Genomic DNA, 5,900 nt, shown 5'->3' with positions numbered 1-5,900 from the left:
CCAGTTCATTGAAGGCCGCCTCGGACGGGGGCCGGCCGTCCGCGGTGTTGAGCAGGGTGGCTGTTCCGGTGACCTCCGCCTGGTGGGGAGCACCGCAGGGAATCTCACCTTTGGTTTCGGTCGTCGTCAGCTCCAGGCACGTTCCGGGGGGATAGACCCGTGCCTGGTCGGCGCCCTCGACCACACCGGTGAAGGGGACGAGCCGGTTCGGGGTGGCGGCGTTGCCGGCGGCGATCAGCCCGCACACCAACGCCCGGTCACCTGATTCCCAGCCGAACCGGCTGGGACGGATGATTCCGCTCGCGAAACGACCGTGCGGGTCGAACGGATAGCCGAGGAAATCACGCGCGACCGGCCCACAGTAACGGTCGTTGATCTCATGCCACCGCGTCTCGGTCGGATAAGCGCTGTCAGTGGGGTAGTCGGAGGCGATATCCAGCTTCCTGATGGCCTCGAACAGGTGTGATGACGCACAGGGCACTTCGTCCACGTCCGATATGCGATCATCCTGATTCCAGGTGTAGCAGCGCCCACGGTCGTACGACCACCTGTTGAGTTCAGGCAGGTCAGGGCTCGCACTCGCGGAGGGTGACGGCCCGTCGGCGGTGGTGGCGTCGGTCGACGCGGCACTGTCGCCCATGCGGACGACCGCGTAACCGGCCGCGAGCAGGATTCCGACGCCGGCCACGGCCAGGGCCGCGACCAGCCCACGACCGCGGAACCGACGTGGCCGGCGGGACCCGAGCGGCCCACCCGATGAACGTGGCCGCCCCGGATCAGCCGCGGCCCCGAAACGGGCTACGGCGGCCCGGGTCCGCGCCGGCGCTTCGTAGGCCGTCGCCCCGGCGACGAAGTCGTCGTCAAGAACCAGGCCCGCGAACGGGTCGCCGTCCCCGGCCTTCCCGCCCCCGGGAGCCGCCTTCTCCCCGGTTTCCCCGGAATCCCCGGTTTCCCTGGAATCCCCGGCCTTCCCGGAATCCTCGGAGCCCTCTCCCTTGGACTGTCCGTTGGCTTCTTCGGACACCGTTGACCCGCCTCCCGCCTCCCGCACCACGCACCACGCACCACGCACCACGCACCGAACCACGGCCACCGCTGGGCGCCGCCCCAGATCATGGTCGGATCGCGGCGGGGAGATACCACCCGCGCGGCAGCCGGCCCATCAACTACACGGCGCACGTATACGGCGCCGGACTTTATCCCAGCAGCACCGCCATCCCAGCACCGGTCGGCGGCCATCAGCCCCCGCTCACGGACGGTACGGCATCCTCACCGCCGCACGGCAATCCGATGGTCATGCAAGGGACTCCGATGCCTGATCAGGCGATGACGAGTCGTTCACCCCCGAAGTCGGCGGTGATCTCCAGGCGTCCGCCGAGGGCTCTGACGTAGGCGGCGAGCGTGCGCGGCTCGCTGGCGTCGACGGTGGCCCGTTCGATCGCGAAGACGCGTTCCTGGCGGACGTGCATGCGGTCGGCGACGTCCGCCTGGGTCAGGCCGAGGCTGCGACGCATCTCGGCGAGCCGATGGGCGCGGTTCTCGGCGATGAGCCGCCGGGCACCGGACTCGGCCTCCTGACGGTCGGCGTCGCCAGGGAAGAACCGTCGGGGGAAGAACTCTGCCAGGAAGCCCTTCTTGTCGTGAGTGCGAACCTCGCTCGCTGGTCGCGCTCCCTGTCAGATCATGAAAGATAGCTCTACGCGTCCAACCACACCTTCTTCATGATCATATAATATTGCCCGCCAGCTCTGACGTCCCCCGGGCGCCGCCAGCCGGTGTGTAACTCTTCGTTTACATTATCTGACCCACGCGCGATACGCGCGATCCACAGTGGTAGGGTATCCACATGTCGCAGTCATATAATTACGGATAGTTACATAATCCTACTGTGATCTTTGTCTGTCGTGCTTCATCACGGGCAACGCGTCGGCCATCGGCCATCCATCGACGATACGCAGAGCTACTGACGACCCCTCAGAGGTTCGCCGCCGAGTTCCACTGGTCAAAAAGAGAGGCGGCCCATCAGGGCCGCTTCGGGCCGGCGGCATGCCGACCGGCGGGGTCCTTCGAGTATAGGACAGGCAGCCAATAATGATCACTGAGCTTCGTGCCGGCCGCCGCACGGCCGGCACGGTGCGCTCACCGCTCCTCGGGCGCGGGCGGAGCAGGCGAGGGCACACTGGAACCATGCGTAGTGAGCCGCTTGAGACAGCAGGGAACCATCTGGACCAGTTGGCGGACGAGGCCGAGCGGACCGGGCCGATCGCGCTGAGCCGGCCGGGCCGTAACAGCGTGGTAGTCGTCTCCCTCGAGGACTGGCAGCGCCTGGAAGACCTCGCGTCAGAGGAAGAGACCGCGTGGTGGCGTCGGGACACCGCCGAGCGCGCCACCCGAGGAGAACTCCCCGGCGAAGGCGAAGAAGGACCAGGGCTCGACGAAGACGAGATCCGGCACAGGTACGCGCATCTGCTTCGTCGCGACGGCGTCGCATGACCTACCGCCTGGAGTTTCGTCCGCGAGCGGTGCGTCAGCTCGAGCGGCTACCCGAAAAAATATCCACCGCGGTTCTGGAGTTTGCGTTCGGCGCTCTGCGCGAGAGCCCGTATCGCGTTGGGCACTCCTTACGCGGCGAGTACGCCGGACAGTACTCCGCACGACGCGGCGCGTCCTGGCGAGTTCGCTATGAAATCAATGAAACGACACACACGGTCCAGGTGCTCGACATCTCCCACCGCAGCGACGCATACCGATAGAACAGGGCGGCCGCCCCTGACCGTACGGGGATTCTCCCCTTCTCGCCGCTGACCGGCTGACCGTTGGTATGCGGCGCAATCGAGGTCCGCCGGACTCCCACGATGGAAATGATCGCTGCCGTGGTCACGGTAGCCGGGGCCATCCGCCCCGGCTGGAGACTGCCACCGGCGTCCTTCCTCGGTTGTCGGACGCGGCCAGGCCGCGCGGGTTCTCAGCGGGGATGCGCGTTCTGGTGACTACGCTGTGATTCTGGTGGCTACGTTGTGGGGGTGGCGGGGAGGACGTAGCCCAGTTTTCGGAGGGCGGCGCGGAAGTCGGCTTCGTGCTGGACGGGGACGGCGATATGGCGGTCCCCCACCGGCTGGCAGAACCGGCGGAGTTTGCGGTCGGTGGTGATGAGGGCGGCCACCGCGGGGTCGGCGCATTCGACCACCCGCGCGAGGCCGAAGTCGCGCAACTGGCCGACGCGGGCCGTGGTGTCCTCGAAAAGCCTGGTCACGGTGGCCGGTACGGCGTGGCCGGCATGGTTGGCGTGGTTGGCGTGGTCGTCGAGAAAGCGCCGCAGCTCCTCCAGCGGGCGGCCGGCGTCGACCGCGGCCAGCAGCGACGTGAGGCTCAGCGACCAGACACGGTCGGACGAACGCTGCGCGTAGGCGTCCAGCAGGAGCTCGTCGGCGGGCCTCACCGCACCGGTGGCCACAATATCCAGATTCGGCAGGACCTTGAGCTCCAGGCCCGCTCCGCCGCCGCTTTCCGGCTCCGGCTCGTACCGCTCGGCCAGCCCGAGGACGTATGCGCCGAGCGCGTTCAGCCGGACGGCGTACAGGCCGTCATAACGGCTGAGATAATCCAGGCCGTCGGCGCCCCAGTTCGCGTGGAAGTCGTCACGGGCGTCGACCGGATCGCCGTATTCGAGGTCGAACAGGCCGAGCGTCCCCGCGTATTCGAACAGCAGGCACAGGGTGTACCGGCCTTCCAGCAGCGGCCAGTCGTGGAAGCCGTCGTATCCCAGGCTGCCGTACTGCGGATCCTCGAGGTACAGCTTCCAGACGTCGCGCGCCACCGTGAACGGGGGGCCCTCGCGCCGCATCCGGGTGAACAGCTCGTCCACCTTGACCCACTCCCCGGGCGGGCAGGCCGCGAGCGCCACGGCGACAGCCTTGCGCCGTGGGCCCGCCGCGGTCAGCGCCCGGGCCGAACGCTGGCCCTTGATCGCTTCAATCCGGCTCATCTCGTCGATCACGGCATGGCCGGCCCAGCGCCGCCAGAGGTGACGGATCGTCTCCGCGGCGGGCTTGGCCAGCGCCGTCCGGCCCCGCGCGGTCAGCTGCAGCCGTCCGCCGACGACCTCGGCCAGGCCACCCGCCTGCACCAGCAGCGGCCACGCGAACGCGGCGATCGGCTCCTCATGGTAGAAGTCCCCGCCGGTGAGGACGCCGGTGACGGCGGCGACGGTCGCGGCCGCCGGCCGCTGCGTCTTCTCGCTGCACCGCAGCTTGCCGACCGCGCACAGCCGCAGGACGGCGAGCACGTCGGCAGCCGCCTCCCACGCCCTCGGGCGAACGGTCGGCCCGCCCGTTCCCGGCGAACCGTCCGTCGGCGCGTTCACGTCCTGTAGCACCGTCATACCCGCTAACTGTAGAACCGTGTCGGCAGGCGGACTCGACCGGCACGGTCCCGCGGCGTCGCACGGAACCATCCACCGGCGCGGGCCGCCATCGGGTCGCCACTGGATGAGGCCGCGGCCACGCGCGGGACATCCGTCAGCGTGGATCGGCGACCCGGATCGACGACGCGGATCGACGACGCGAACCGGCGGTACGGATCGGCGGTACGGCCCGCTGGGCGCGATGCCCGCCCGGCGAGAAGCGCTCCGGCCGTGTTCCGGCGAGCCGGCCGCGTCCTGGATGGCATGTCCGGAACACGACTTCTCCGGTGCCGGGGATCCGGTTCGCCGCCTCGTCATGGGTGCCGAGAATGAGCGGTCGGAGCCGACCGCGCTGTGAGGTGTGTCATGCCCTCTTCGGGATCGTTGGGTAGCAGCGGGCCCGAGGTGGCGTGGTTACAGACCGCCCTCGTGGCACACGGGTACCTCGCCGCCGCGGAGGCGGAGCCCGAGCTGCGGCAGGCGTTCCTCGGCCCGCGGACGCTCCGGGCGCTCGTCGCCTTCCAGGGCCGTAACCAGCTCGAGGGCAGCGGGGTCCTGGACGGCCCGACACTCGCCCGGCTGTACGAGATCTCCGGCGAGGTGCGGCTGGTCACCGGTGTCGTGCGGACCACGACCGGGGTGCCGGCCGGCGGGCTCGAGGCCACAGTATGGGACGTGACGTCCGGTGACGCGGACGGCCACCGGCTCGGCACGGCCGTGTCGGGCCCGGACGGCGCCTACCGGATCGTCTTCCCCGAGGATGCGGCGGACACGCCGGGCGGGCAGCGCCGCAGGCTGGCCGTCGAGGTGCGTCTGACCCGGCCCGACGGTACCGCCGTTGCGGCCTCACCGGTGATCGTCGACCCGTCCGCCCACGAGAACGTCGACTTCGCGGTCGCTCCGGACGGGGACGAGCACGACCAGGTGATGGCGGCGCTGGCCGGGCAGGCCGACCGGCTCGCGGACCTGCCCGCCGACCGGCTGGGTGTGCTGGCCACCCTCACCGGCGTACCAGGCGCGCTGCTGTCCCAGGCGGCCACCGCCGCGCGCCTGGCGGGGCGCACCGCCGGTGATGACCCGGCCGTCGACCCGAAGCTGCTCTACGCGGCGCTGCGCGCGGGCATGCCGGAGGGCCTGCACCCGGAGCAGGGCCGCGGCCTGGCGGCCGAGGCGATCGGCCGTGCGGTGGACGCCGGCATCATCGGCCGGGACGCGCTCGGCCCGGTCGACCCGGAGGATCCGGCGGGGCCGGCGCGGGCGGTGGACTCGGCCGCCGCGCGCCTGCTCGACGGGCTGGCCACCGCCCACACCGCTGACGTGGCACGCCGGCTGCGGGAGGCGGCCAGCGCGCGGCCGGCGGTCCCGGGCGTCGCGCCGGTCCGCGCCCTGCTGGCGGCCGCGTTCCCCGCGGACGCGGCGGACGTGGACCGCCTGGTCGACGGCTTCCTCGACACGGTCGCCGCCGTCAGCACAACCGCCGAGGGGGCGGCGACCGTGT

The 5,900-nt window shown here is 70.5% G+C and carries 6 protein-coding genes and 1 pseudogene; 3 read left to right on the top strand and 4 right to left on the bottom strand.

Going from position 1 to position 5,900, the window contains the following annotated elements:
• Together AC5LUJ_RS19300 and AC5LUJ_RS19295 are read right to left on the bottom strand one after the other, a co-directional pair.
• The coding region (locus AC5LUJ_RS19300; RefSeq protein ID WP_493465423.1) for a septum formation family protein at nucleotides 1–1,024 on the bottom strand (1,024 nt) is incomplete at its 3' end.
• Nucleotides 1,025–1,319: 295 nt separating this feature from the next.
• Nucleotides 1,320–1,514: a helix-turn-helix domain-containing protein gene (locus tag AC5LUJ_RS19295; RefSeq protein ID WP_250292190.1), complete on the bottom strand. Its 195-nt coding sequence runs from the start codon at nucleotides 1,512–1,514 to the stop codon at nucleotides 1,320–1,322.
• A 577-nt stretch (nucleotides 1,515–2,091) separates the two neighbouring features.
• Here AC5LUJ_RS19295 and AC5LUJ_RS19290 point away from each other — a divergent pair.
• Nucleotides 2,092–2,331, top strand: a pseudogene (locus AC5LUJ_RS19290) (type II toxin-antitoxin system prevent-host-death family antitoxin); the annotation flags it as partial.
• 9 nt (nucleotides 2,332–2,340) lie between these two features.
• Here AC5LUJ_RS19290 and AC5LUJ_RS19285 read toward each other — a convergent pair.
• Entirely contained in the window at nucleotides 2,341–2,466 is a 126-nt protein-coding gene (locus AC5LUJ_RS19285; RefSeq protein WP_493465427.1) for a hypothetical protein, read from the bottom strand.
• Nucleotides 2,467–2,489: 23 nt separating this feature from the next.
• Between AC5LUJ_RS19285 and AC5LUJ_RS19280 the strand changes: the two genes are divergently transcribed.
• Nucleotides 2,490–2,753 (top strand): type II toxin-antitoxin system RelE family toxin, encoded by a 264-nt coding sequence (locus AC5LUJ_RS19280; protein WP_445548497.1) that lies wholly within the window; start codon nucleotides 2,490–2,492, stop codon nucleotides 2,751–2,753.
• 257 nt (nucleotides 2,754–3,010) lie between these two features.
• Here the strand turns inward: AC5LUJ_RS19280 and AC5LUJ_RS19275 are convergent, their stop codons facing one another.
• The gene (locus tag AC5LUJ_RS19275; RefSeq protein ID WP_493465422.1) at nucleotides 3,011–4,363 is read right to left on the bottom strand and encodes a helicase-associated domain-containing protein; all 1,353 of its coding nucleotides are present in this window, start codon (nucleotides 4,361–4,363) and stop codon (nucleotides 3,011–3,013) included.
• A 405-nt stretch (nucleotides 4,364–4,768) separates the two neighbouring features.
• On the opposite strand from AC5LUJ_RS19275, the gene AC5LUJ_RS19270 reads away from it, so the two are divergent.
• A partial coding sequence (locus tag AC5LUJ_RS19270) for a peptidoglycan-binding domain-containing protein (RefSeq protein ID WP_493465421.1) occupies nucleotides 4,769–5,900 on the top strand: 1,132 nt, incomplete at its 3' end.

The organism is Protofrankia sp. CiP1_Cm_nod3 (assembly GCF_982290655.1).
This window is presented reverse-complemented; position numbering and strand designations above follow the sequence as displayed.